At 70.0% G+C, this 24,887-nt stretch carries 12 protein-coding genes; 9 read left to right on the forward strand and 3 right to left on the reverse strand.

Annotated features, from left to right (window positions below):
* Positions 1-59: 59 nt before the first annotated feature.
* The 5 genes from OD750_RS18835 (at position 60) to OD750_RS18855 (ending at position 6,542) form a co-directional block, all read left to right on the forward strand.
* Positions 60-3,278: a vWA domain-containing protein gene (locus tag OD750_RS18835; protein ID WP_263542178.1), complete on the forward strand. Its 3,219-nt coding sequence runs from the start codon at positions 60-62 to the stop codon at positions 3,276-3,278.
* Positions 3,275-3,670 (forward strand): FixH family protein, encoded by a 396-nt coding sequence (locus OD750_RS18840; protein WP_263542177.1) that lies wholly within the window; start codon positions 3,275-3,277, stop codon positions 3,668-3,670. The genes OD750_RS18835 and OD750_RS18840 overlap by 4 nt, the downstream gene beginning before the upstream one ends.
* A complete protein-coding gene (locus OD750_RS18845; protein WP_263542176.1) occupies positions 3,667-4,896 on the forward strand; it encodes a cytochrome-c peroxidase in 1,230 nt (409 codons plus the stop codon). The genes OD750_RS18840 and OD750_RS18845 overlap by 4 nt, the downstream gene beginning before the upstream one ends.
* A 413-nt stretch (positions 4,897-5,309) precedes the next feature.
* Positions 5,310-5,789: a VOC family protein gene (locus OD750_RS18850; RefSeq protein ID WP_263542175.1), complete on the forward strand. Its 480-nt coding sequence runs from the start codon at positions 5,310-5,312 to the stop codon at positions 5,787-5,789.
* 543 nt (positions 5,790-6,332) lie between these two features.
* A complete protein-coding gene (locus OD750_RS18855) occupies positions 6,333-6,542 on the forward strand; it encodes a type I toxin-antitoxin system SymE family toxin (RefSeq protein ID WP_263542174.1) in 210 nt (69 codons plus the stop codon).
* A gap of 111 nt (positions 6,543-6,653) precedes the next feature.
* Here OD750_RS18855 and OD750_RS18860 read toward each other — a convergent pair whose 3' ends face one another.
* Positions 6,654-8,009, reverse strand: coding sequence for a hypothetical protein (locus OD750_RS18860; protein ID WP_272842042.1), 1,356 nt, complete (start codon positions 8,007-8,009; stop codon positions 6,654-6,656).
* A gap of 151 nt (positions 8,010-8,160) precedes the next feature.
* Between OD750_RS18860 and OD750_RS18865 the strand changes: the two genes are divergently transcribed.
* Genes OD750_RS18865 through OD750_RS18875 form a run of 3 tightly spaced genes read left to right on the forward strand, consistent with a single transcriptional unit; the run spans position 8,161 to position 11,367 of the window.
* Positions 8,161-9,426, forward strand: a complete 1,266-nt coding sequence (locus OD750_RS18865; protein ID WP_272842043.1) for a lipopolysaccharide biosynthesis protein — start codon at positions 8,161-8,163, stop codon at positions 9,424-9,426.
* Positions 9,423-10,361: a glycosyltransferase family 2 protein gene (locus OD750_RS18870; RefSeq protein WP_272842044.1), complete on the forward strand. Its 939-nt coding sequence runs from the start codon at positions 9,423-9,425 to the stop codon at positions 10,359-10,361. The genes OD750_RS18865 and OD750_RS18870 overlap by 4 nt, the downstream gene beginning before the upstream one ends.
* Positions 10,354-11,367 carry a hypothetical protein gene (locus OD750_RS18875; RefSeq protein WP_263542171.1) on the forward strand — a complete coding sequence of 338 codons (1,014 nt, stop codon included), beginning with the start codon at positions 10,354-10,356 and terminating at the stop codon, positions 11,365-11,367. The genes OD750_RS18870 and OD750_RS18875 overlap by 8 nt, the downstream gene beginning before the upstream one ends.
* Here the strand turns inward: OD750_RS18875 and OD750_RS18880 are convergent.
* Both OD750_RS18880 and OD750_RS18885 read right to left on the reverse strand, forming a co-directional pair.
* Complete coding sequence (locus tag OD750_RS18880; protein ID WP_263542170.1) at positions 11,345-11,737, reverse strand: DUF3658 domain-containing protein; 393 nt, start codon at positions 11,735-11,737, stop codon at positions 11,345-11,347. The genes OD750_RS18875 and OD750_RS18880 overlap by 23 nt on opposite strands.
* Positions 11,656-12,039 (reverse strand): hypothetical protein, encoded by a 384-nt coding sequence (locus tag OD750_RS18885; protein ID WP_272842046.1) that lies wholly within the window; start codon positions 12,037-12,039, stop codon positions 11,656-11,658. Before OD750_RS18885 ends, OD750_RS18880 begins: the two co-directional genes overlap by 82 nt.
* 481 nt (positions 12,040-12,520) lie before the next feature.
* Between OD750_RS18885 and OD750_RS18890 the strand changes: the two genes are divergently transcribed.
* Positions 12,521-24,823, forward strand: coding sequence for a DUF6923 family protein (locus tag OD750_RS18890; protein ID WP_263542168.1), 12,303 nt, complete (start codon positions 12,521-12,523; stop codon positions 24,821-24,823).
* Positions 24,824-24,887 lie beyond the last annotated feature (64 nt).

Here is a 24,887-nt window from a genome sequence, read left to right on the forward strand (position 1 = left end):
ACGTTGGGACGGCGCGGGCGGCAGGAACCGAAGGGGTCGGTACCAGGGAGGAAGGAACCATGCAGTCGCCGTTGCTGGTGCGATATGCCGTGGCCGCGCTGACGGCCGTCGTTCTGATGCTCGCGATGCCCGCGCACGCCGAAGTGTGCTGGGACTACACCGACTTCGAGCCGGCCAAGGTGCCGCTCAAGTGCGTGCGCATGGGCAATCCCGCGCTCGCCTGTTCGTGGAATCCGACGTGCAACGTCGACAACGATCCGTCCGACTGCTGCATGGCCGTGCCCGATCCCGGCGCGTCGCAGACGATCGGCGCGATGCACGTCGCGTGGCACGACTGCCTCGGCAACGTCGGTACGAACGCCAATCCGCCGCCGCCGAACCGCGGGCTGCGCTGGTTCGCGTTCCACCGCCAGTTCGAGAGCGACTTCAACGTCTATCGCGAAACGCTCGGCCTCGACAAGATCGATTCGCTCGAATGGTGCCCCGGCATGAACATGCCCTACGGCCATTTCGGCGCGGGCCTGTTGCCCGGCGCGCATCCGCTCGGCTGCGGCACGGGCATCAACCGGCCGAACAATCGTTCCTGCGACGGCTGCGAGGCGTTTCGCCGCTGCCTGTATCTCAACGGCGCCGGACCCGCCGCGTGTCCCGCGCCCGCCGCGCCGGTGTGTTCCGTCGGCGGCGTGACGTTTCCGTACACGTCGCTCGATCAGTTCAAGAACGCCGACGAAATCGGCACGCTGCTCGATGCGTACTTTCACGGCGCGATGCACGGCGCCGTGTCCGACGCCGACGGCGGCGGCTACAACGCCGACTGCGCCGACCCGAGCTGCTCGCCGCGCGACCCGATGTTCTGGCGGCTGCACAAGGCGCTCGACGACGTGATGCGCGCGTGGCAGAACGTCAAGGCGACCGACGTCGTGCTCGTGATCGACCGCTCCGGCAGCATGTCGGCGCCGTCGGGCACCGGCACCGGTTCGCGCCTGGACAACGCGAAAGAGGCCGCCGACCTCTTCGCCGACCTGCTCGAAGACGGGCGCTCCGACGGCGCGGTCAACCGGATTGGATTTGCCTCCTATTCCAACAATGCGTCGAATGCCGCATTCAACCTGCCGCTGCAGGATGTGACCCCGACGCTGCGCGATCCCGCCGGCGCGTTCGCGACGAAGCTCGCGTCGCTCGCGGCCGGCGGCGCGACGTCGATCGGCAGCGGCGTCGTGGCGGCCGTCGGCGAACTGTGCCCGGGGGGCTCGTGCGCGACGCACGTGCCGGCGCCGGGCGAGAACGAGCGCAAGGCGATGCTGCTCCTGACCGACGGTCTCGAAAACGTCGCGCCGTGCCTGGAAGCCGGCTGCCAGGGCGGCGCCGGCGCCGCGATCGACTACACGACGCTCGACGTCGCGCAGGCGTGCGCCGTGGGCCTCGGCAACGCAGCGTCGGTCAACGGCGATCTGCTCACGATCTTCACCGAGCGCCAGGGCGGCATCTACCTCAACAACACCGACGCGACCGGCACCGACCTCAAGGATTTCTTCGCCAAGTGCTTCGCGCAGCTGACCGACGAATTCATCGGTCTCGACCCGAACGGCAGCTTCGGCGCGAACGAAGCGGCCGGGCCGATCGTTCCGTATCAGTCGTGCGACGACAACCGCATCACGTTCGAAGCGGGCTGGAACCGAAGCGACCTGCCGGGCGACCGTCTGAATCTTCTCGTCACGTCGCCCGACGGCGACGCGTGGGTGCCGTCGGCCGGCGCCGGCGAAATGTCGGCCGAGCGCAGCTGGGCGTTCAAGCGCAGCGCGCTGCCGTATCGCGGCCAGTCGCAGGGCACGTGGAAAATGCAGCTGCTGCGCCCGCAGGACGCGTTCGTCAACGGCTTTGCGACCGACGCGTTCGCCGGCCCGCGCCAGGGCGAGGCGATCGTGCGGCGGCAGCTGCAGCGCCTGTGTCCGGCGGGCAAGGGCGGCAAGACGTCGTGCGGCCGCGTGCTGTATTTCGAAGACGGCGCGCGCGGACGTTCGGCGTACGAGGCGGCGCTGAAGGCCGAGGGCGGCGTCACCGTCGGCGCGATCGAAGCGACGAACGACGCGGCGAAATTCGCCGACCTCCTGCGCGAGCGCTGGGATCTGGTCGTCTACGCGCGCCAGGTCGGACCCGATCGCAAGGAGGCGTACGACGCGCCGCTCGCTCGCGCGATCTGCGGCGGCACGCGCGCGATCGTCACCGACACGCGCGGCGTGCCCGAAGCGGCGTCGATACTGCGCTGCGCCGGCGCCGCACGCGATCCGCGCGTGGTCAACCGCGATCTCGTGCAGGGCGCCGAGCGCTTTCTCGACGTCGCCGCGAAACTCGTCGACCCGGGCCGGCCCGTGTACGCGTACGGCGTCGCGCCGATCGGCGGCGGCGCCGGCGCGATCGACGCGCTGTTCGGCGCGCAGGGCGAACGGCCCGGTGCGATCGTCGGCAAGTCTCGCGCGGGCGGCACGATCCACTGGCACAAGAACGTGCTCGTCACCGGCCTGTCGCAGCTCACCGCGTTCCCGCCGCGCACGCGCGTGCGCACCGGCGAACCGCTCAAGGCGGCCGTGCGCATCCTGCCGCCGTTCCAGCGGCTCGGCGGCTATCCGGGATCGAAGATGACCGTCGAAGTCGAACGGCCGACCGCGGGCCTCGGCGGCCTCGTCAAGCGCACGACGCGCTCGGCGACGGTCAAGGCCGATCCGGTCGGCTCGCTCGAGCGGCAGCTCGGCGCGATGAAAATTGCCACAAGAAAAGACGTATACGAACTCAACGACTTCGGCAAGGACGGCGACGAGCACGCGCTCAACGGCACGTTCAGCGCCGACCTGCCGATCAGCGCCGCGGTCGACGGCATGTACACGTACCACTTCCGTTTCGACTACCCCGTGGCCGGCTGCATGGCGCATCGCGAACTCAAGCAGTCGCTGTTCGTCGACGTGAAGGTGAACCCCGAGCGTTCGAAGGTGACGGTCGGCGATCCCAAGGCCAGCGGTCGCGATCGCGTGTATCCCGTCGCCGTCGCGCCGCAGGACGCGCTCGGCAACGTGATCGGACCCGGCCGCGCGCCGAAGCTCGCCTGCGCCAAGCCGTGCGCGTGCGATGCGAAGGCCGTGGTCGATCGCGGCGACGGCACGTACGTGATCGGGCTGCGCGTGCCCGACTCGGCCGAACTCGCCGCGTGCAGTTTCGAGGCGTTCGGCGCGCGCTTCGCGTTCGGCAAGCGTCCGGCGTTTCCGAGCCGGGATTCGCCGCCGTGAAACGCTTCGTTGCGGCGCTCGCCATCGTCGCGGCGGGTGCCGCGCACGCCGCGACACACGGCGCCGCGACCGGCGGCGGCAGCTACTACGTCGAGTGGACGAGCGAGCCCGACCCGCTGCCCCTGAACGCGCTGTTCGCGCTGCGCGTGCGCGTGCTGCGCGGCGACGACCGCGCGACACCGGTCGCCGGCGCGCAGGTGACTGCGAGCGCGTGGATGCCCGAGCACAACCATGGCACGACGCTGCAGCCGGACGTCGCACCGCAGGCCGACGGCAGCGCGACCGTCACCGGCTTGCTGCTGCACATGCCGGGGCATTGGGAACTGCGCATCGGCGTCGCCGCGAACGGGCAGATGGAGCGCGTCGTGTTTCCGGTCGATCTCGAACCGTGAGTCGGTTCGCCGTCGCGTGCGTGCTGGCGTTCGCGGCGGCGGGCGCGGGCGCCGACGACGCGGTGACGTTCGACGCGCGCGAGTTGCGTGCCATCGTGCGACTGTCGCCGCTGCCGCCGCCGCCGCGCGATCCGAGCAACGCGGTCGCCGACGATCCGCGCGCGGCGAAGCTCGGCGAACGCCTGTTCTTCGACGCGCGGTTGTCGGCGAACGGCGCGACGGCATGCGCGACCTGCCACGATCCGGCCCGCGCGTGGACCGACGGCAAGCGCAGCGCCGACGGCGGCGCGCGTTTCGCGCGCAATACGCCGAGCATTCGCGACACCGCGCACAACCGCTGGTTCTACTGGGACGGCCGCGCCGACTCGGCCTGGGCGCAGGCGCTGGGGCCGCTCGAGAACGCGCGCGAGATGGGCGGCAACCGGCTGGCGCAGATCCGTCTCGTCGCGAGCGACGCGCGGCTCGCGGCCGACTACGCGGCGGTGTTCGGCGCGCTGCCCGACGGCATCGCCGATCCGCGGCGCTTTCCGCCGGCCGCGCGTCCGCTCGTCGACGCGCCGGACGATCCGCTCGACGTCGCGTGGCGCGCGATGCGCGACGACGACCGTCGCGCGGCGAACCGCATGTTCGCCGAGATCGGCAAGGCGATCGCGGCGTTCGAGCGCGGCATCACGGTCGGCGAGACGCCGTTCGACCGCTACGTCGCGCGACTCCGGCAAGGCGACGGCGCGCCGACCCGCGAGTTTACGGTCGCGGCGCAGCGCGGCCTGAAACTGTTCGTCGGGCGAGGGCAGTGCACGCTGTGCCACAGCGGCGCGGGCCTGAGCGACGGCGAATTCCACGATGTGGGCATCGCGCTCGGTGAAAATCATCGCGTCGATCCGGGCCGGCACCGCGGCGTGCTGACGCTGCTCGCGAGCGGGTTCACGCGCGCGGGCGAGTATGCGGACGCGATCGCGGCCGATGCGCCGATCCGCTATCTCGCCTTGCAGAGCGACCAGCTCGGGCAGTTCAAGACGCCGACGCTGCGCGGCGTGGCCGGCACCGCGCCGTACATGCACGACGGGCGGTTCGATACGCTCGAGCAAGTGGTGCGTTTCTACTCGACGCGTGTAGGGGCGAGCCCGCTCGGGCATCCGACGACGCTGCTCAAGCCGTTGGGGTTGAATGAAGGGGAGGTTGGCGATCTGGCCACGTTCTTGCGCGCGCTGGGGGGCGAGCGGTAGACAAGCGGTGCCGAAATTCTCAACGAACTCGCGCAAGCCGTCGTCCGGCCTCTGTCGTCGTCAAAAAAACTCTCTCCGAGCGGAATCCGCACGTCGATCGCAACCGCATCGCGGGCGGCGGCGTTTCGTCCGGCATCGACGAGGCGCTCGCGATCATCGCGTTGCTGGCCGGCGAAGACGTTGCAAAAGGCGTGCAGATGCAGACGCAGTACTTCCCGAAATCGCCGTTCACGCAGACGATCGTGCCGGCGACGCACGGTCCGTTGCCCTGAACGCCGGCGCGGACGCGTCCGGCATGACGGCGGCAGGGCCGGACCCGTTTCGTGTATCGATGTAGAATGATTGCATTCTTCAACGGAAGAGCTTGCCGGCTCGCATCCGCGTATCGCCCCCCTGGACGAAGGAGAACCGAAGTGGTCAGCAAGAATACGATCTGCCTGTGGTACGACGATGCCGCGCTGGACGCGGCGAAGTTCTACGCCGCGACGTTTCCGGACAGCGAAGTCAAATCCCTCTATTACGCGCCCGGCGACTATCCCTCGGGCGAGGAGGGCGATCTCCTGACGGTCGAGTTCACGGTGCTCGGCATTCCGTGCGTGGGCATCAACGGCGGACCGGCCTTCAAGCAGACCGAGGCGTTCTCGTTCCAGGTGGCGACCGACGACCAGGCCGAAACCGACCGCCTGTGGAACGCGATCGTCGGCAACGGCGGTCAGGAAAACGCGTGCGGCTGGTGCAAGGATCGATGGGGACTGTCGTGGCAGATCACGCCGCGCGCGCTGCTGGAGGCGATCGCCGACCCCGACCGCGCGGCGGCCAAGCGCGCTTTCGACGCCATGATGGAGATGACGAAGATCGACATCGCGAAGATCGAAGCGGCGCGGCGCGGGTGATGCCGCGATAGCCGTCCGAGGTGCGAACGCCGCACGCGCGTGTCCTGCGTCAGGCCGGTTTTTCGCCCCTCGCTGTGCCCTTGATCGCCATCCCGGCGAGTGCGGGATCCAGCCGATGTCGCTGCGCTTCTCGCTGGAACAACGAACGGTTGCGCGGCGCGTCGACAGAGCCGTCATATTCGATAGAAACGCACCCTCGACTCCCCCGCTCGTCATCCCAGCGCAAGCTGGGATCCAGTCGTTGCTTTTGCTTCCAACGCCTGAAAAGCTGGGTTCCAGCTTGCGCTGGAATGACGATCAAAAGAGAGAAGCAAAGGCTCGCGGCTTTTGCGCGCAATACACATTGCTCGCTAAGGTCGTCTCAGCGTAGCACCGTGCTCAGCCCGTCAAGGACTGCGCAAGTTCGCTGCGCGAATCCTTGACGGGCTTCCGCTCGGTGCTGAGAAAGGTCGCCCGCAGCGACCAATAGCTCAAGGGCAGAGCGCGAACGGCGCGGCTGTCACCACGCCGTTCGCTAACCACAACCCACTTTACGGGTGGATCATGGCCAAGCCCAAGCATAAATCTTCAGCATCCTCCACAAAGCGCGTTCGTATAGGTGCGTCACTTTATTCCACGAACGGCGGTTTCACCGAACGCCTCGTCCCGTACATCCGTCTGCGCGGCAACTGGCTGTCGAACGCCGGTTTCGAACCGAACGACGCCGTCGTCATCCACATCGCCCGAGGCCGTCTCGTCATGACTCGCGCGTGATGTTTCAACGGCGGAAGCCTTGTGCGTCGAGGCTTCCGCCCGTTCGGTCTCGGTTCTTCACGTGTCGTGTCTTCACGTGTCGTGCGACGCAGGCACCGCCGGACACGCCCGTCAGCGCTGCGCCCGAAACGGATTCCGGTCCAGCGCGGCCAGCGCCGCCCACGCGGTGGCGCCGAGATGCGGCCGGCGATAGTAGTAGGCGTCGGCCGACGTGCTGCCGGGGCCGATCGCGAGCCCCGTCGTGATCCTCGGCTCGCGCGTCGCGAACAGATAGCCGCCGGCGCTGAACTGCGCGGCGGCTTCGGCGAGGCAGCGCCGCGCCGCGTCCGTTTCCCCGGCGATGCGATAGGCGAGCGCGGCCTGGGCCGTGCCTTCCAGCCATTCGCCGTCGCGGTCGTCGTTGAAGTCGAATCCGGCGCCGACCGCGTGCACGCGTTCGGCGTAGCGCATCGCGCGGCGCCAGTTTTTCGGCGCGTCGGGCAGCATCTGCGACCACCACTGCACGTCGAGTGCGGAGGTCACGCGATTCGGCGTCCGTCCGTCGGGCAGCGTTCCGATCCCGAAATGGCCGCCGGCCTCGTCCCACTGGCTGTCGAGAAAGCGACGCGCATGCGCGGCCTGCTCGCGCCAGTCTCCCGCCGCCTTGGCATCGGCCAGCCGTCCGAACACGGCAACGAGGTCGATGGCGTGTTCGCTGGATTTCCAGCCGAGCTTCGCCGGTGCCGCATCGAAGCCGTCGACGCCGCCGCTGAATCCGCCGTCGGCGCCCGCGGCGCGCGTATTGGCAACGACCCAGGCGGCGAGCTTTGCGGCGGCATCCCGCCAGCGCGCTTCGCCGGTCGTCTCGTGCAGCGCGAGCAGCGCGAGCGCGGTCCAGGCGACGTTGCCGGTGGCCGTGCCGGACTGGTAGCCGTCTTCGACCCAGCGGTTCTGCGCCGCGTCCCACCAGCCGTTGGCCAGCACCTTGTCGCCTGCCGCTCCCGCGCGATAGGTGTTGCGCAGTCGCGTATCGCGCAGCGCCGCGCGCTCGAGCGCGGCGCCGATACGCAGCGCCTGGGCGCGATGCCCGCATGCCTGCAGCGCGATGACCGCGAGCGCGTTGTCGTACGTGAACGCCGCCGTGCGCAGCGCGGGCATGTCGATCTCGCTCGCGCCTTCCGCCGGGTCGTAGCTGCGCAGCAGCAAGGGCGCATCGCCGGGAACGGCGTCGACGCGGTTCTTCATCGCCGTGCATGCCTGCGACGCCACCTTGCGCGCGATCGCGTCGAGCGGCGCGACAGGCTTGCCGGGCGCCGCGGCAGGCGACGGCGGCGCGACGGCGAGGCCCATCAATGCCGCGAGCGCGACGAGCCCCGCGCGAATCCGACCAGGGCGGCGCCGGGAACGGGCCGATTCGGCGAGTCGTTCCCGCGCGGCATCCGTCCGGGCGTCCTCCTGCGCGATCCGGACAGCCGGCTTGTCGTCCATGTTCGCTCCTTGAAGTCAGACGGACATCACACCGCACCCGGTGTCGAAGTACAAGCGGCCGCCGCACCGCGAGCGGCCGGATCGGCGCGGCGTGCCGAAGCCGTTGCGCGATCGGGTAACCTTCCCCGATCCCCCGCAGGACTGCCCGCACGTGCCAGCGAAACCCGCCATCGCGCGCCTGGGTCTCGATCTCGGCACCGGCTACGCGAACATCGCGCTCGCCGCGTTCGTCACGCTCGCGATCGTGCCGTTGTACGCGGCGCGGCTCGGGCCGGCGTCGTGGGGCGTCGCGGCGCTGTGTCTGACCGTGCTCGGCGTGCTTTCGGCGCTCGACATCGCGCTGTCGCCGCTGGCGCTGCGCGACGTCGCGCAGGCCGCGCAGCGCGGACGTGCGTATGCGGCGTACCGGCACTATCGGCGCGTCTACGCCGGCAGCGCGCTCGCGCTCGCCGCCGTCGCGGCGCTCGTCGTCGCGGTGCTCGCGCTCGGCGGCACCATCGCGCTCGCGCTCGTCGCGCCGCTGGCGCTCGTACTCGCGCAGTTCGTTTTCCAGTTTTCCAATAATGCGGCCGTCGCGTGGTGGAACGGCCGCGGCGAGCAGCGCGTGGCGAACGTGCGCACGCTCGCGTTTCTCGCCGTGCGGCACGTGCTCGCGCTGGCGGCCGTCTTCTGGCGTCCCGGCGACGCGTTTGCCTGGCTCGCGCCGTTCGCGGCGGTCGCCGCCGTCGAATTCGCCGCGAACGCCGCGCGCATCCGTCGCGACGCGGCGGACGAGCCGGGCATCGACGCCGATGCCGCATACGATCGCTGGAACGCCGTCGCCGGCTTCGGTGCCGCGGCGGCGCTCGGCGTCGCGACGACGCAGATCGACCGCGTCGCGCTGTCGCTCGCGCTGCCGCTGCCGGACTACGGCGCGTACTTTCTCGTCGCGACGCTGATGCTCGCGCTGCTGCAGCTGCAGGTGCCGATCCACCGCGCGTACATGCCGCGCATCGCGACGTCGAACGCGCCGCGCGCAGAAGCGGTCGCGATGTGGAAAACGTCGTTCGCACTGATCGGCCTGCCGTGCCTCGTGCTCGCCGCGGTGCCCGAACTCGTGCTGCGCCTGTGGCTGCGCGACGCCGCGCTCGCGACCGCCGGCGCGCAGACGCTGCGCTGGATGCTCGTCGCGGTCGCGCTGATCGCCGCGTACGCGCCGATCAATACGCTGCTCGTCAGCCGGCGGCGCTATCGCACGCTCGCGGCGGTCAACGGTTGCGTGCTCGCGGTGCAGGCAGTCGTGCTCGCGTCGCTGTTGCCGTCGCTCGGCATGCTCGCCGGCGCCCTGGCGTGGCTCGCCTGCGGCGTCGTGCAGATCGCGTTCGCCGCGCGCCTGTGGTTCGCGCGCGAGGAAAGATCTCGCGAGGAACGCGGATGAACGCACCGCTCGTCGCGATCAGCGTCGTCGACTGGAACACGCGCGAGGCGACGCTGCGCTGTCTCGATGCTCTGCGTGCGTCGACCTATGAAAACCGGCGCATCGTGCTCGTCGACAACGCGTCGCGCGACGACCGCGCGGTGCCGGCGCAAGCGATTCATCCGGATATCGCGATCGTGCGCAGCGCGACGAACCTCGGCTTCGGCGGCGGCCACGCGCTCGGCCTCGCCGTTGCGCGCGCGTGGGGCGCGCAGGCGATCTGGCTCGTCAACAGCGATGCGATCGCGGAACCCGACGCGCTCGCGCGTCTCGTCGACGCCTGGCGCGCGCACGGCGACGCGCTGTACGGCGCCGCGCCGATCGCCGAGGCGGCCGACGGCACGACGCTGCTGAACTTCCCGGAAAAATACCTCGATCCGCACGGCGTGCCGCGCGCCTTCAGGCGCGACCGTCCCGTCGTCTACGACGCGGCGTGGCGCGAGCGCGCGCCGTTCGTCGTCGGCGCGGTCGCCGGCAGCGCGTTCTTCGTGCCGCTGCGCGTCGTCGATGCGCACGGCTGGTTCGATCCGGCGTGGTTCATGTATTGTGAAGAAGTGGACTATTGCTACCGATTGCGCGCGGCCGGCATCGTTTCGCGACTCGTGCCCGGCGCGCGCGTGCGACACGCGGGCGGCGGCAGCCATCGCGGCCGGCCGCGCGTCGACGACGTCGTCGCGTACTACCGCGCGCGCAACGAGATCGTGCTCGCGCAGCGGCATGCCGGCCGCGTCGTCGGTGCGGTCACCGCGGCGAAGAAACTGGCGCGCGGCGCGGCGACGGCGCTGCGTTCGCCGCGGCGCGGCGGATGGATCGCGCGCGGCGCGTTCGATGCGGTCGCGGGCCGTCTCGGCAAGACGTTCGCGCCGGAAGACCATCTCGGAGACGGCGATGCGTGAGCGCGTGCTGCGCAAGCTGCGAACGCTGTGGCGGCGCGTGTTTCCGCGCGCGCCGGCGTGCCGCATCGAGGCGGTCGGCGAGGCGCGCCTCGCGATCGATCCGGAGTATCCGGCGGTCGTACGCGAGTACTACGCGCACGTCGTCGGGCTGTTCCGGCGGGCGCTCGCCGAACGCGATGCGGCGGTGAACCTCGTCTTCGGCGACCTTCCGGCCGATTTCGGCAACGCCAATCCCGTGCGTCGCATCGACCTGCAATGGGAGCACACGCTGGTCAAACCGGGCGGTCGCGACAGCGACGGCGCGCCGGTCGGCGACGTGCCGCTGATGGACGGGGCAGGTCGCTATCTCGCGCGCGTCGCGAATCGCGCACATCTGGAAACGTGCGACGCGATCGTCGACTACAGCCGCGCGAACGTCGAAAACCTGCGGCGCGCCGGCGGCTTCGAGGCGTATCTGGCGAAGACGATCGTCGTCGCGCCGCTGCTGTACGACATCGATACGACGCAAGGCAGACGGAGGCGCGACGCGATCACGCTGTTCGCCGATCTTTCGCAGACGCGGCGCCGCGCGTTTCTCGACGCGGCGCGCGCGGCGCGGCTGCCGCTCGCGAACGTCAACGGCATCTACGGCGGCGACGCGCTGCGCGCGCTGTACCGCGACACGCGCGTGCTCGTGAACGTGCACCAGACCGGCGAGCATCACACGTTCGAAGAGCTGCGCGTGCTGCCGGCGCTGCTCTGCGGCGCCGTCGTCGTCAGCGAAGACGTACCGCTGCGCGAGACGATTCCTTACCACGCGTTCGTCGTCTGGGCGCGCTACGGCGAACTCGCCGACACGGTGCGCGCGGTACTCGCCGACGATGCGGCGTATCGCGAGCGGATTTTCGGCGGCGGGCGGTTCGAGGCGCTTGTCGAGCGGATGCGGCGGGACGATCGCGATGCGGTCGGCGCACTCGTAACGCGCTTCGTCGCGACGGGTTTGCTCAGCGTCGAGCCGACAATCTGACTTCGCACCAGCGCATGCGATCGACGAAGCCTTCGAGTTCGACCGCACCGGTCTGCGCTATCGCACGCACACGTTCCGCATAGAACACATCCGGCAACGGCGGTTGTCGGTTTTCGAACGCGTTCATTGCCGTCGCGACGACGTAGGCGACCCTGCGCCAGCGCACATCGACGATGTCGAGCAACGTACGGTCGATCTGTGCGAGTTGCTCGTCGGTCAACGCGTCCGCAATCGCACGCTGTTGCGCGTCGAGCGGCGGATCGGGTGGTTCGAAGTCGCCTTCTTGCGTCACGCCGCCAACCCGTGCCGCGCCCCAATCGCCGCCAGCAACGCCGCACCCGGCGACGTCGATTTGCGCCGCGCGAACCATGCCGGCAGCTCGGACAGCTTCTTCGGCGGCACGTAGCCCGGCCCGCCGCAGCCGCAGCTTTCGAAGTTCAGGCCGCGCGCGTACAGGTGCTCGACGATCCGCCACGCCTCGACGTCGCGCTGCGGCGGCGCCTTGAAGTCGAGTCCCATCTTCGCCATGCGTCGGGCGCATTGCGGACACACCGAACGCGCGCCGTCGCAGTCCTCGCCGGTGGCGAACCGGCCGCGCTCAGACGCCGACCACGCCTTCCTGTACGTCTTGCGACAGGCGAAGCAGGCGAAGTGATCCTTGTAGGTGTGCATTCCGTAGCGGCACATGACCCACTCGGGTATTGGCGACGAGGCGCGCGGATGCTGCGCTTGTCGCGGGGGTTCGTCAATGGGATTTTAGTGCGTGCATTTTTGTGACGCTTTTCACAATGCGCGCCGCGGCCTGCGCGTGCTCGGACCTTCTCGTCGGTTGGACCATTGGCGAGTGTCCCTGTGGACATTGCGCAAAATACAAAGTGCGGTAATTCGGAACGCTTGCATCGTTGCGATTTTCACGCGGCATTGACGCTCGCGTGGCCTATACATTCCGAGAAGTACGGAGCGTGAGCGAACACGTGCGGGCAGGCGTGCGTGTTCGTTGTACGTCGGGTTGCGCGTGCCGGAAAGCTGCTGCGCGCGTGAAGGTCAGGGCTCGGCGCAAGGGACTACCAGGAGGGCGATCGAAACCGGCCGTTACGGGCCGGGCGGACGCGTGCGTCCTCAAATCGGCGCGACATCAGCTAGGGGTCAGGCAATGCACACGACAGATATCACGCAGGCGATACGAAGCACGGCGACCAGTGCCGTCTCGTCGGCGCAGGCGCAGCCCGCGGCCGATACCGGCCGCATCGTCCGGTCACGAACGCGCGTCGTCGCCGGCTGGCTCGCCGCCGCATTGGCGATGTTTTATACTATGCCACAAGTTAATGCGGCGCCCGGCGACAACCTCGCGCTCGGCAAGCCCGTGACGATGTCGGGCGGCAATCCCGCCGATCCCACGCAGCACGGCGCCAACTGCGTCGACGGCGTGACCGCCGGCAACTATCCGACGAATACGATCTGCCGCACGACCGGCGCGCAGACCGGCGCCAATCGCGAGTGGATAGAGGTCGATCTCGGCCAGGACTACGTCATCGATCGCGTGCGCCTGTTCAACCGCACCGACGGCGCGAACGGCGACTTTGCGCGCTGGGTCGTCGTCACGACGCGACCGTCCTCGTTGACCGGCGTCACGTCCGACCCGCAGTCGACGCTCGATACCGCGGTCAACCCCAGTGCGCCGTTCGTCAACAAGATCGCCTACGCGACCGGCAATACCGCCGGTGTTTCGTACGGCACCGCGCAGGCCGCGGCGTATACGTCGCTCGACCTGCAGGTCGGCCGGCACATCGCGCGCTATGTGCGCATCTATTCGATGAAGCCGGCGCCGACAGCGCTGAACCTTGCGGAAATCCAGGTGATCGAGGGGCCGCCGCCGGTCCGCACGATCGGCAATGCGAGCTTCGAATTGCCGGGCGTCGCCGCCAGCTCGTTCGCGCAGATCTCCGAAACGCTCGTGCCGGGCTGGTCGACGACCGAGCCCGTAGCGGTGCCGACGACCGGCGCGTCGTTCGTCAACGGCGGCGACGTCGAGATGTGGGGCAACGGGTTCGGCGGCGTCCTGGCGGACAACGGCCTGCGGTTCGTCGAACTCAATGCCTACAGCAACGGCGCGCTCAGCCCGTATCCGTTGTGCGTGTATCCCGGCGAAACATTCCAGTGGCGCGTCTCGCATCGCGCTCGCGGCGCCGCAGCGCAAGTCGACGTCGCGCGGCTGCGTATCGCCGGACAGGACATCGCGACCTTCAGCGACGGCACGATACAGGCCGGCACTCATACGTGCGCGCCCGCGCCGGGCTATACGTGCACCGCGCAGGCCGGTTCGCCGACCACGGCCGGTTGGGGCCGCTGGGAAGGCTCGTGGACGAACGCGGCGCCGACGCCGACCGCGATGACGTTCGAATTCGCCGCGATCTCGGCGAGCGGTCCGGGGGCCGGCAATTTCATTGACAACGTCAGCATCACGGGCCTGACCGCCGCGGTGGAACTGTCCGGCGACGCGAGCGGATCGGAAACGATACCGACGGCGAACCTGCCGACGCTGCTGGTCAACGGTCCGGTCACGGTGGCGCAGACGATCCAGCTCGACATCACGGGCGGCACGGCCATGCGCGGCGTCGACTACACGACGACGCCGGCGACCGGACCGATCACGATCACGATTCCGGTCGGCACGTACGACGGCACGGCCGCGACGTCGATCTCGCTCGCGCCGTACATCCAGGTGACGTCCGACTTCGCGATCGAAGGCGACGAGACGATCGCGCTCGGCGTCGGCAATCCGTCGGGCGGGTTGTCGATCGCGGGCGCGTCGGGTTGCCGCGCCGGCGTCGCGACCGCGACGTATACGATTCTCGATCTCGTGCAGCCGCAGATCACGGTGACAAAGACCGCCGCGCCGACGCCGTTCCAGACCGGCCAGCCGGCGAGCTATGCGATCACGATCGAGAACACGGGCAATGCGACCACCGTCGGCAACATCACGCTGGCTGACACTTTGCCGGCCGGCATCACGCTCGCGAGCGCGAGCGGCACGAACTGGAGCTGCACCGGCACGACGACGCTCGCGTGCACGTTCACCGGCACGCTCGCGGTCGGCGCGAGCACGGTGCTGACGCTGAACGTCAACGTCGGCCTCGGCGCCGTGTCGACCGGCGGCAACAACTCGGCGACGGCCCGCGGCGGCGGCGATCCCGACTGTCCGGCGAGCGGCGCGACCGCGGCGCACTGCACCGGCACCGTCAACGTGTCGGTCGTCAGCGGCTACGTGTGCTCGCCGTCGACGATCTTCGTCGCGCAAGGGACGCCGACGCAGCTCAACGCGCAGACCTACGGTGCGGGCAGCACGACATTCACGCCGATCGGGCCGGCCGTGTGGAGCTACAACGCGATCGCCTATCGCGCAGCCGACAATTTCATCTACGGGGTCAGCGGCGACCTCGACGCCGGCCATCCGGCGAACCGCCTGCTGCGCGTCGATCCCGGCACCGGTGCGGTCAGCAATCTCGGCGCGATCACCGGCGCGCTGCCGGCGAGCGGCAGCGCCAACGTCGGCGTGTTCGACGGCGCCGGCAACTACATCATGGCGCAGTCGTCCGAGCAGCGGTTCATGCGCGTGAACCTGACGACGCGCGTGTCGACCGCCGTCGCGCTGGCGCCGGCGCAAGCGATCGCGATCGCCGACCTCGCGTTCGCGAACGGCTTCCTGTGGGGCGCCGACGGCGGCACCAACCCGGCGCAGATGGTGCGCATCAATCCGAACAACGGCGCGATCGCGCGCTTCAACATACCGGCCGCCGTGATTCCGACCGGCGTCGCGTTCGGCGCGGCGTGGACGTTCGGCAACGGCAATCTCGGTTTCTCGGACAACAACACCGGCAACGTCTACCAGGTGCGCGTGACCAACCCGACCGGCACGCCGACGTTCGCGCGCGTGAGCCTGTCGCCGGGCCCGACCTCGGGCCAGAACGACGGCACGTCGTGCGTGTCGCCGCCGATCGACCTTGCGATTTCCAAGACCGGTCCGGCCAGCGTCGCTCCCGGCGGCGCGATCTCGTGGACCGTCACGGTCACGAACAACGGCCCGCTCGCGAGTTCCGGCTTCACCGTCACCGACACCGTGCCCGCCGGCGTTACCGGCATCGCATCGCCGACGCCGGGCTGCACCGTCGCCGGCAGCACGGTGACGTGCGTCGGCGGCACGTTGGCCAGCGGCGCATCGTTCGCCTTCACCATCAACGCCGTCGCGCCGAATCCGTTCGCGACGCCGATCACGAACGCGGCTTCGGTCGAAGGCAACGAAACCGATCCGGTGCCCGGCAACAACACAGCGACGCACACGATCACGCCGCCGCCGCCGGCGAACGTCGCGGTCTCCAAGGCGCTGACCGGCGAGAGCGGTACGATCGCGGGGCAGGCCGAGCCGGGCGAACAGCTCACCTACACGATCGCGCTGACGAATACCGGCGGCCAGGCGGCCACCGGCTACGGCGTGACCGATACGCTCGATCCGAACGTGACGTACGTCTCGTCGACCGGCGGCGGCGCGTTCGCCGCCGGCGCGGTGACGTGGACCGGCCTGACCGTGCCGGCCGGCGGAATGCTGACATTGCAGATTGTTGTACAGGTGAACAATCCGATTCCCGACGGCGTCTCGCGCATCGGCAACGCGGCGTACCAGACGGGCGGCACACCGCCGAACTGCACGACCTCGCCGCTGCCGGCGAACTGCACGTCGATACCGACCGTCGCGAAAGTGACGCACGAGAAGGTCGCCGGTGTGCCGGCGACGACCGGCACGCCGAACGAATACCGCATCACCTACACGGTGACGGTGACGAACCACGGCGGCAGCGGCGGTACGTACGATCTCGCCGACACGCTGACGTTCAACGGCGCGACGGTGACGGCGATTACGCCGCCGACGTACGCGTCGACGACGGGCGACGTGCAGAGCGGCACGCCCGGCACGTTCGCGCCGCCGGGCGGCGGCACGATCGTCACCGGCGAGACGATCGGTGCGCTCGGTGTGGAAACGTGGACTTATACCGTCACGTACACGATCGCGAATCCGGCCGTCGCGGCGAATTGCGCGACGCCGGCCGGCGGTCTGCGCAACAGCGCGGCGCTCGGCGGCGGCACGACCGGCGTGCCGCCGGTCGCGATCTGCTCGGGCGCGCCGAACGTGTCGATCCTCAAAGCGGCGGCGACGCCGGTGCCGACCGGCACGCCGAACCAGTTCACGCTGACCTACACCGTCGACGTGACCAACACCGGCACGCTGGCCGGCAGCTACGACCTCGGCGACACCTTCGCGTTCAACGGCGCGACCGTGAACACGGTCAGCGCGGCGGCCTACAGCTCGACGAGCGGCGATACGCAGACTGGCACGCTCGGCGCGTTCGGCGCGCCGACGGGCGGCACTATCGTCACCGGAGAAGCGATCGCGGTCGGCGGCGCCGAACGCTGGATCTACAGCGTGACGTACACCGTGACGAACGCTGCGACCGCGCAGAACTGCGCGTCGCCGACCGGCGGCCTGCGCAACAGCGCCGAACTCGGCGGCGCGATGAACGGGCAGGCGACGATCTGCACCGGTGCGCCGGCCGTCGGCATCGCCAAGGCCGTCAGCGGCCCGACGCCGACCGGCATCGTCAACCAGTACCGCCTGAGCTATCTCGTCACCGTGCGCAACGACGGCACGCTGCCGGGCACGTACGACCTCACCGACGCGTTTACGCTGCCGGGCGCCACGGGCGTGACGGTCGGCGCCGTGACGCACGGCGGCGCCGATCCGCTCGCGACGACGCTCGGCACGCTGACGGCTGCCGGCGGATCCATCGTCACGAACGAGACGATCGCCGCGGGCGCGCTCGAAACCTATGCGTACGACGTCGTGTTCACCATCGCAAATCCGGCGACGGTCGGCGTGTGCAGCGCGAGCGGCGGCCTGCGCAACCAGGCGGCGCTCGGCGGTTCGTCCGCGGGCTTCGTCGGCACGTGCAGCGACGTGCCGAACATCGTCGTGACGAAGGTAGCGAGCGCACCGGCCGCGACCGGCGCGCCGAACCAGTACGTCATCGCGTACGTCGTCACCGTCAACAACACCGGCAGCGCGGCCGGCCTGTACGACCTGACCGACGCGTTCGCGTACAACGGCGCGGTGGTCGACGCGGTCAGCGCGGTCTCGCATGCCGGCACCGATTCGCTGTCGACGACGCTCGGCGCATTGACGACGGCGGGCGGCACGATCGTCAACGCCGAACCGATCGGTGCGGCGACGAGCGAAACGTACAGCTATTCCGTCGTGCTGACGCTGACGAACCCCGCGACCGCGAACGACTGCGCATCGCCGTCCGGCGGCCTGCGCAACACGGCGGCGCTCGGCGGCGCGGTGAGCGGCAGCGGTTCGGCGTGCAGCGGCGCGCCGGTGATCGCGGTGTCGAAGGCGCTGACCGGCGAGAGCGGCACGCAGGCCGGCATCGCCGAGCCGGGCGAAACGCTCACGTACACGATCACGCTGACGAACACCGGCAGCGCGGCCGAGACGAACTACCCGGTCACCGACGCGCTCGATCCGAACACCGTGTTCGTCTCGGCGACCGGCGGCGGAACTTATGCGGCCGGCAATGTGAACTGGACGGGCCTCACCGTCGCGGCCGGCGGCACGACGACGGTGACGGTCACCGTGATCGTCAGCGCGCCGATCGCGCCGGGCGTCGCGCAGATCGGCAACGTCGCGTACCAGACCGGCACGACACCGCCGGCGTGTCCGCCGGCGAGCCCGCAGTGCGTGCTCGTGCCGACCGCGGGTTCCGTCACGGTGTCGAAGGCGCTGACCGGCGAGAGCGGCACGCAGGCCGGCATCGCCGAACCGGGCGAGCAGCTCACGTACACGATCACGCTGACGAACGCCGGCGGCAGCGCCGCGTTGAATTTCTCGGTCACCGATCAACTCGATCCGAACACGGCGTTCGTGAGCGCGACCAACGGCGGCACGTTCTCGGCCGGCGCGGTGAGCTGGACGGGCCTGACGGTGCCGGCCGGCGGTACGCTGACGCTGACCGTCGTCGTGACGGTGAATTCGCCGATTCCGCCGGGCGTGACGCAGATCGGCAACGTCGCGTACGAAACGGGCTCGTCGCCGCCGGCATGTCCGCCGGCGAGCCCGCAATGCGTGCTCGTGCCGACCGCGGCGCAGGTCGCGATCGTCAAGGCGCTCGCGAGCGAGTCGGGCACGCAGCCCGGCGTCGCCGAACCCGGCGAGCAGCTCACGTACACGATCACGCTGACCAATACCGGCGGCAGCAACGCGACGAACTACGCCGTCACCGACGGACTCGATCCGAACGTCGGCTTCGTCAGCGCGAGCAACGGCGGCGCACCGGCCGGCGCCAACGTCCAGTGGACGGGCCTGACCGTTCCCGCGGGCGGCAGCGTCGTGCTGACCGTCGTGGTCAGCGTCGACACGCCGATTCCTCCGGGCGTCACCGCGATCGGCAACGTCGCGTACAACCCGACCGTCGGCCCGCCGAACTGCGGCGTCGTTCCGCTGCCGCCGAACTGCACGAGCACGCCGACGCCGGACCTGACCGACTTCGGCGACGCGCCCGACAGCTTCGGCACGCTGCTCGCCAGCAACGGCGCGCGTCATGCCGCGGCCAATCTCAACGTCGGCGCCAATACCGCGCCGCTGATGCTCGGCGCGACGATCGACGCCGAAGCCGACGGCGTGCCCGATCCGGGGGCGCTCGGCGACGACGGCACCGGCATCGACGACGAGGACGTGCTGTTCGGATCGATCACGCTGCAGCCGGGCACTACGAGCGCCTCGCTCGATGTTCCGGTCGCCAACGCGACAGGCGGTCCTGCCAATCTGTACGCCTGGATCGACTTCAACGGCAACGGCGTGTTCAACGCGGCCGAGGCGGGCAACTGCCCGCCGGTGCCGGCGGCGGTCACGAGCGTCACCTGCACCTGGTCTGGCCTGGCGCCGCTCGTCGACGGCTTTGAGACCTACGCGCGACTGCGCCTCACCACGCAGACGCTTGCCGCCGGCACCGCGCCGAACGGCGGCGACGCCCGCGCGCAGGGCCCGGCGAGCGACGGCGAGGTCGAAGATCATCGCGTCGTCGTGGCGACGACCTTGCCCCTGACTTGCGAGGCGCCGTTCGTCGATACCTTCGGTACCTTTGCGGCGGCACCGGGCGCATTCGCCGGTTGGGGACAGGCGCTGCCGGCCGGCACGACCACCTATGCGTTCCAGGCAGGCTCGGCGGCGCCGGCGAACACGGTCGGAGCCGGCCAGTACGCGCTGCTGACCAACCCGAGCCGCAGCCATGCCACCGCATGGCAGAACGTGCCCGATCATACGGTCGGCGACACCGACGGCTTCATGCTGGTCGTCAATGGCAGTCCGGGGCCGGGCGTGTTCTACAGGCAGACCTTCAGCGGTCTGATCATCGGCGCGCGCTACCGCTTCTTCTCGTCGCTGGCCAACGTCGTGGCGGGCCTCAATCTCGGCTTGCCGAACGTCACGCTGCGGGTCGTCGATCCGGCGACGAACGCCGTGCTTGCTTCGACCAATACGGGCGACATACCGGAAGATCCCGCCGGCGCGATGACGTGGCATTCGCACCAGCTGATCTTCACCGCGACGCAAAGCAGTATCCGGCTCGAGCTCGCGAACAATTCCGGAGTGGGCGGCGGCAACGACGTCGCGCTCGACGACATCGGCTTCGCGCAGGTCTGCGAACTCGGCGACGCGCCGGACAGCTATGCGACGCTCAACGCGAGCGACGGCGCCGGACATCTCTTCCCCGGCACGGGACTCAGTCTCGGCAGCGGCGTGCCGGACGGCGAGGTCGACGGCCAGCCCGGCATCGATGCCGACGGCGACGACCTCAACGGCAGCGACGACGAAAACGCGTTCCCGGGCGGCGCCGCGTCGCTCGTGATCGCGGCGCCGTACGTCCTCGCCGTGCCGGTCGACACGACGTCCGGCGACGCGACGGCCTGTGCGTGGCTCGATCTCGACCAGAACGGCGGCTTCGGCGCCGCGGAAGGCCAGTGCCAGCCGCTGGCGGCCGGCGCGACCACGGCCGGCTTCGCCTGGAGCGGGGCCGCCACGACGGGACTCGCCGTCGGCAGCACCTATCTGCGCCTGCGCATCGAACGCAACGGCATACTCCCGGCGAACCTCGGCACGACGGACTTCGCCGGGGTCCGCGGACCGGGCGAGGTCGAAGACTACGTCGTCCCGGTACTCGCGCCGGCGAACGTGACGCTGGCCAAGGCGCTGTCCGCCGAGGACGGCAGCGTTGCGAACGTCGCCGAGCCGGGCGAGCAGCTCACGTACACGATCACGCTGACCAATTCGGGCGGCGTTCCCGCGGCGAACTACGGCGCGACCGACACGCTCGATCCGAACACGGCGTTCGTCAGCGCGACGAACGGCGGCGCTTTCGCGGCGGGCAGCGTCACGTGGAGCGGCCTGACCGTGCCGGCGAACGGCAATCTCGTGCTGACGGTCGTCGTGACCGTCAACGCGCCGATACCGCCGGGCGTCGCGCAGATCGGCAACGTCGCGTACGAAACCGGCACGACGCCGCCGCCGTGTCCGCCCGCGGGCGGGCAGTGCGTCGTCACGCCGACCGCGGCGCAGATCTCGCTGACGAAGACCGGCGGCACGCCGGTCGCCACGGGGACGCCGAACCAGTTCTCGATCACCTACGTCGCGACCGCGCGCAACGACGGCGGCAGCGCAGGCTTGTACACGCTGACCGACGCGTTGTCGTTCAACGGCGCGACGGTCAACGCGATCTCGACGCCGGCCTACGCGACGACGACCGGCGACACGCAGACCGGCACGCCCGGCACGTTCGTTCCGCCGACGGGCGGCACGATCGTGACCGGCGAAGGCCTCGCGCCGCTCGGTGTGGAAACGTGGACTTATACCGTCACCTACACGGTGACCGACCCGGTGCTCGCGGCGAACTGCGGGAGCCCGACCGGCGGCCTGCGCAACAGCGCGGCGATCGCGGGCGACACGGCGGCGACGTGCTCGGGCGCGTCGAACGTCAATATCGTCAAGACCGCCGGTGCGCCGGTGCCGCTCGGCCCGCCGAACCAGTTCGCGCTGACCTACACGGTCGAGGTGACGAACTCGGGCACGCTTGCCGGCAGCTACGGTCTGGACGACGTGCTGACGTTCAACGGCGCGAGCGTCAACTCGGTCAGCGCGCCGGCCTTCAGCTCGCCCAACGGCGGCACGCAGACCGGCACTCTCGGCTCGTTCGGCCTCGGCGGCGGCACGATCGTCACGGCCGAACCGATCGCCGTCGGCGGCGTCGAGATCTGGACGTACACGGTCGGCTACACCGTGACCGACGCGGCAACCGCGCAGAACTGCGCGAGTCCGGCCGGCGGCCTGCGCAACAATGCCGCACTCGGCGGTTCGTTCAACGGCAGCTCGACGACGTGCACCGGCGCACCGGCCGTCGCGATCGGCAAGAGCGCGAGCGGCCCCGTGCCGACCGGCGCCTTGAACGAGTACGCGATCACCTATCTCGTCAACGTGCAGAACAACGGCACGCTGCCGGGTACGTACAACCTCGCCGACACGTTCACGTTCCCCGGCGCCACGGGCATCAGCGTATCGCCGGTGGCGCATGCCGGTTCCGATCCGCTCGCGACCACGCTCGGCACGCTGACGATCATCGGCGGCACGATCGTGACGAACGAGACGATCGCCGCGGGCGCCGACGAGAACTACACGTACACCGTGACGTTCACGATCGCTGACCCGGCGGCGGTCGGTTCGTGCGCGACGAGCGGCGGCCTGCGCAACAACGCGTCGCTCGGCGGATCGTCGAGCGGGCAGGTGAATACGTGCAGCGACGTGCCGAACGTGACGATCGCCAAGACGGGCGGCACGCCGGTGCCGACCGGCACGCCGAACCAGTTCGCGATCACGTACGTCGTCACGGCGACGAACGGTGGCGCGGCGGCGGGCGTCTACGATCTCGCCGATGCGTTCGCGTTCAACGGTGCGACGGTCAACGGCGTGAGCGTCGTGACGCACGGCGGCGCCGACCCGCTGTCGACGGTGCTCGGCACGCTGACCGCGGCCGGCGGCACCATCGTCAACGACGAGCCGATCGCGGGCGCAGGCGCCGAAAGCTACACGTATACCGTGACGTACACGGTGACCGATCCGGCGCTCGCGGCGAACTGCGGCAGCCCGTCGGGCGGCCTGCGCAACACTGCGGCGCTCGGCGGCAGCGTGTCGGGTTCGGCATCGACGTGCTCGGGCGCGGCGAACGTCGGCGTGGTCAAGTCGGCGAGCGCGCCGGTACCCACCGGCACGCCGAACCAGTTCACGCTGACGTACACGGTCAACGTGGCCAACGCCGGCACGATCGCGGGCAACTACGATCTGTCCGACGTGCTGACGTTCAACGGTGCGACGGTCAATAGCGTGACCGCACCGGCATTCGGCTCGGCGAGCGGCGATCCGCAGACCGGTACGCTCGGTGCGTTCGGAACGGGCGGCGGCACGATCGTCACCGACGAACCGATCGCCGCGGGCGGCGCGGAGCGCTGGACGTACACGGTGACCTACACCGTGACCGATCCCGCGACCGCGCAGAACTGCGCGAGTCCGAGCGGCGGCCTGCGCAACCGGGCCGCGTTCGGCGGTACGTTCAGCGGGCAGGGCACGACGTGCACCGGTGCACCGGCGGTCGTCATCGGCAAGAGCGCGACCGGCCCGACGCCGACCGGCGCATTGAACCAGTACAGCATTACCTATGTGGTCAATGTGCAGAACAACGGCACGCTTGCGGGCACGTACGGTCTGACCGACGCGTTTACGCTGCCGGGTACGACGGGCGTGACGGTCGGCGCCGTGACGCACGGCGGCGGCGATCCGCTCGCGACGACGCTCGGTACGCTGACGGCAGCGGGCGGCACGATCGTGACGAACGAGACGATTGCCGCCGGTGCGAGCGAGACCTACACGTACGTCGTGACGTTCACGGTCGCCGATCCGGCGGTCGTGGGCTCGTGCTCGGCGACGGGCGGCCTGCGCAACAACGCATCGCTCGGCGGATCGTCGAGCGGGCAGGTGAACACGTGCAGCGACGTGCCGAACGTGACGATCGGCAAGACCGGCGGCACGCCGGTACCGACCGGAACGCCGAACCAGTTCGCGATCACGTACGTCGTCACGGCGACGAACGGCGGCGCGGCGACCGGCGTCTATGATCTCGCCGATGCGTTCGCGTTCAACGGTGCGACGGTCAACGGCGTGAGCGTCGTGACGCACGGCGGCGCCGATCCGCTGTCGACGGCGCTCGGCACGCTGACCGCGGCCGGCGGTACCATCGTCACCGACGAACCCATCGCGGGCGGAAGCGCCGAAAGCTACACGTATACCGTCACGTACACGGTGACCGATCCGGTCGCGGCGAACGACTGCGCCACGCCGACCGCGGGCCTGCGCAACAACGCGAACCTCGGCGGCAGCGTGACCGGCGGCGCGACGACGTGCTCCGGCGCGCCGAACACCACGATCGCGAAGGCGCTGACGGCCGAAGGCGGCACCGTCGCCGGCACGGCCGAACCGGGCGAACTGCTCACGTACACGATCACGCTGACGAACGGCGGTTCGGTCGCGCAGACGAACTATGGCGTCACTGACGCGCTCGATCCGAACGTCGTATTCGTGTCGGCGTCGAACGGCGGCGTCGCGGCGGCCGGGCAGGTGACATGGACGGGCCTGACCGTGCCGGCCGGCGGCAATCTCGCGCTGACCGTCGCGGTGCGCGTTGTGGATCCGGTTCCGGCCGGCGTCGCGGCGATCGGCAATGTCGCGTACCAGACGGGCACGACACCGACCGACTGCACTGTCGTGCCGCGACCGGCGAACTGCACGTCGATTCCGACGCAGCCCGGCGTGCCGCAGCTGTCGATCGCCAAGAGCGCGAACGCGGCGACGGCGATGCCGAACGGCACGGTGACGTACACGATCGTCGTGCGCAACATCGGTACGGCGGCGGCGATCGACGCGCAGATCGCCGACCCGATGCCCGCGGGCGTGGCGAGCTACGCGTGGACGTGCGCGGCGGCGGGCGGGGTCGCATGTCCGAACGCGAGCGGCACGGGCGCGATCGCCGAAACGGTGCCGGCGTTCCCGATCGGCGGCATGCTGACCTACACGGTGACGGCGACGCTGACGGCGACGCCGCCGGCGAACCTCGTCAACGTCGCGAGCGTGACGCCGACGGGCCTGGGCGTGTGCGCGCCGAGCGGTTCGCCGCCGCCGTGCTCGTCGACGGTGAGCGTGGTGGTCGGCGCGAGCACGCCGCTGCCGGTGCCGGCGCTCGGCGTGTGGGCGTTGATGTTGCTGGGCCTCGGCATCGCCGCCGCGGCATGGCGACGTCGCGGCGCGATGTAAGCGCGAAGTGGCGGCGGGCCGTCGAAAAACGGCCCGCCGTCGCAACGCCGTCCTCGTGGAGAAA

The sequence above is a fragment of the Tahibacter soli genome, assembly GCF_025717065.2.
GTDB classification, from domain to species: domain Bacteria; phylum Pseudomonadota; class Gammaproteobacteria; order Xanthomonadales; family Rhodanobacteraceae; genus Tahibacter; species Tahibacter soli.